This window comes from Desulfobacter curvatus DSM 3379 (assembly GCF_000373985.1).
GTDB lineage: Bacteria > Desulfobacterota > Desulfobacteria > Desulfobacterales > Desulfobacteraceae > Desulfobacter > Desulfobacter curvatus.
This window is the reverse complement of record NZ_KB892982.1, coordinates 1-2647: the sequence shown is the minus strand read 5'-3', so window position 1 is coordinate 2647 and position 2647 is coordinate 1. Positions and strand designations below refer to the sequence as shown.

Genomic DNA, 2647 nt, shown 5'->3' with positions numbered 1-2647 from the left:
TTCGGCCGACCTTTTATTATTTATGCGTCAGCACTGCCTATAGGGGAATTGTTTTGATATGGAATATAAAAAATGATAGGCTGACAATTTGGGCATGGGTTTTATTCCTAATAAAAATTTGAACCACTTTTAGTATCAAAAATGAGCTATTGATTAAATTAGATAGATTAAAAATGAGACTATGTCAAATAAAAAATACCTTTTTTGGGTTTATTTTTAATAATGTCACTTAATGAAAGACTAAAAAATACCAGGAAAAAAGCTAATAAGACTCAGGCTGAATTGGCTAAGATGCTTGATATTAGCGAGAATACTATTAAGAGATATGAAAAAGATGCTTCGAAGATACCCGTTTCTGTGGTATCAAAAATAGCACTTTTGTGTAATGAAGATGAGATTTGGCTTTTTACTGGAAAAACAAATTCAAACAATCAAACTCAGATCAAATTCAAAAGTCAGAATGAAGGAAACGCAGCTATCAATGCATTGTTAGAAATCGAAAATATAAATGAACAGACGTTCCTTCGAGCAGTTGCGGATCTAAAATTTATTGCAGGCAAACTAAAAGATGGAGCAACTCCAGGGCCATTAATAACTATTTCAGAGAATAAAACCTTGGGGGAACTTACCAAAGAAAAAGACCGTATCTGATAATTGACAACATCCTAATCTGTTTTGGAGGTAAGTATGAAATCTAAAATTTTTTTCGTTTCTTTATTCTTCTGGATGTTCACTGCTGTCTGTTTCGCTGAATTTGGGGAAAGATTCGAAGTTGACGGTTATGATCTGCATATTTCAGCCACACAGTTAAGCAAGAAATTAATTGTCCGTGGTGATGTGAAATATGGAGAACCTTGTTCCCTTTTAAAAATTTATGTGTATGTATCCGATGACAAAGGGCATTCTACAATAGCAAAAGGAATAATTAAAAACTATCGAAGGTCAGGCCGGTTCACCATTAAGAAAAACTATTCAAATGGTGGGAATTGGACTATCACAGACATTTCAGTTTTTAAAAAATAAAAAGGGGGAATCCCAGAACAAAATAATTTTTACATTTTTTGAGACCAACTGATAGAGCCTTTTTTGAAATCTATTTTATAATCGACATGCTTTAGAAAATTCATGCCGATAAGGCCATGGGAAATATCTAAATCCCCTTTGTGATTAATAATGGAAACTCTGAAATTTGACATTTTATAAGGCCCAACTTGAATATAATCAAGCTTGCCTTGGCGGGTGTTAATAATAGAACCATCTGCAATAGTGCTTTTTCCCCATCTATTGCCTCTCATATTCAGTTTATTTGCAATCGTATGATGAATGGTGGTCGTTGTTGCACCTGTGTCTAAAGTCAACCAAGTAGACTTTAGACGCCCGTTATAGGACAGTTTAACAGGCACTAAAACCCTATTCCCATCAATAATGACTGAAGATGTGATTTCGCCTGAAGATTTAGAAAAGACCGATTTGGTCACTTTAAAATCGAGATTGGAATCGGAAGGTGGCCTGTCGGCAAAATGCTTAATGCCATCTTTATCGACCCAAGAATAAATGTTCTCTTCTGGTTTCGGTTGAGTTACCAGGCCTCTTTTTTTGAAAAACTCAAACGGTGTTTTTCTGTTTATAACCTTAGGACCATTCTTGAATACAGGTGTTTTTTCACGAACAAAAACTCTTTCCGCTCCAGGATCACCGTCAAATAATTTTTTGACAATATCCAATTCAAACATCTTCCCGGTTAAAAACAAATAAAGATAGGTAAAGAAAAACAAGACCGCAATTAAAGCAAGGAGGAAATAAAGCAAGTTCTTAAAATTTGAAAAAAAACGAAACATTAAATTGAATGCCTTCTTGTTTAATGCGGATGAAAAAAATTAATAGCAGAAAGCAGTTAGAAAATCCATTTCATTCTTTTTTCATGGAGTGCGGACCCGAACGAAAAGACTTCCAGCAGAAAGGAAAATTTCCGACAAGGAAATTTTTTATGCAACGGATATTCTATAATTCAATCCAGCATCAGTAAAAGAATCCTGAACAGCCAACTGGACCCACATTTTTTCAGATTGACCTAACTGTTTAGCAATCTTAGCGGCCCGGCGAACGGTGGGGATAGTACGTCCTTTTTCTAAATCACAGAGACTTGAAGATGATATACCCAATGCCTGTGCTAATTCAGTCTGAGTCATTTCCTCACCCTTCCGGTAAGCCCAAAGCGCACGGCCAAAAGTGACTGGCCCATATTCTTTTTCTAATTTTACGGAAAGTGTCTCTTTAATACTCATGTTTATTTACCTCTATGACTTCAATAATTATATTGTCCTCATGTTCAACATATATTGCCCTATAGGCCCTTGATAATCTTATCGAGCGTTGACCAGACCTTTTCCCCTTTAACGGTTCATCATGATATCCCGGAACTGTTCTTGTGCTTTCAATTCCGTTTGACTCAACATCCTGAACCCAAATCTGAAAATTAATTCTGATATAGGTCGGAATCTTCTTTAGCTGTTTTTCAGCTTTTCTGTGCAAAATGACCAAACTCATGATAATTTATCAAATGTCAATTACTTTGTCCGGTTCGCGTCAATTATCTTGTCCGGTTTTTTTATATCAATAAATGCTTTTTGAGTGCATAAATTCTGTT

General features: G+C 35.4%; 5 protein-coding genes. 2 read left to right on the top strand and 3 right to left on the bottom strand.

Features of this window, described 5'->3' with window-relative positions; translation table 11 throughout:
* Window positions 1-222: 222 nt before the first annotated feature.
* Window positions 223-651, top strand: coding sequence for a helix-turn-helix domain-containing protein (locus tag B147_RS27760; protein WP_020586571.1), 429 nt, complete (start codon window positions 223-225; stop codon window positions 649-651).
* 36 nt (window positions 652-687) lie between these two features.
* A complete protein-coding gene (locus tag B147_RS0107335; RefSeq protein WP_020586570.1) occupies window positions 688-1023 on the top strand; it encodes a hypothetical protein in 336 nt (111 codons plus the stop codon).
* A 29-nt stretch (window positions 1024-1052) separates the two neighbouring features.
* Here B147_RS0107335 and B147_RS30145 read toward each other — a convergent pair whose 3' ends face one another.
* From B147_RS30145 to B147_RS0107320, 3 genes are all read right to left on the bottom strand, one after another.
* Window positions 1053-1838: an aspartyl protease family protein gene (locus tag B147_RS30145; RefSeq protein ID WP_020586569.1), complete on the bottom strand. Its 786-nt coding sequence runs from the start codon at window positions 1836-1838 to the stop codon at window positions 1053-1055.
* A gap of 147 nt (window positions 1839-1985) precedes the next feature.
* Entirely contained in the window at window positions 1986-2285 is a 300-nt protein-coding gene (locus tag B147_RS0107325; protein WP_020586568.1) for a helix-turn-helix transcriptional regulator, read from the bottom strand.
* Window positions 2275-2532, bottom strand: a complete 258-nt coding sequence (locus B147_RS0107320; protein WP_245568957.1) for a type II toxin-antitoxin system RelE family toxin — start codon at window positions 2530-2532, stop codon at window positions 2275-2277. The genes B147_RS0107325 and B147_RS0107320 overlap by 11 nt, the downstream gene beginning before the upstream one ends.
* Window positions 2533-2647 lie beyond the last annotated feature (115 nt).

Coding starts and splice junctions, on each gene's coding strand:
- B147_RS27760 (WP_020586571.1), top strand. CDS start 223: ATGTCACTTAATGAAAGACTAAAAAATACCAGGAAAAAAGCTAATAAG.
- B147_RS0107335 (WP_020586570.1), top strand. CDS start 688: ATGAAATCTAAAATTTTTTTCGTTTCTTTATTCTTCTGGATGTTCACT.
- B147_RS30145 (WP_020586569.1), bottom strand. CDS start 1,838: ATGTTTCGTTTTTTTTCAAATTTTAAGAACTTGCTTTATTTCCTCCTT.
- B147_RS0107325 (WP_020586568.1), bottom strand. CDS start 2,285: ATGAGTATTAAAGAGACACTTTCCGTAAAATTAGAAAAAGAATATGGG.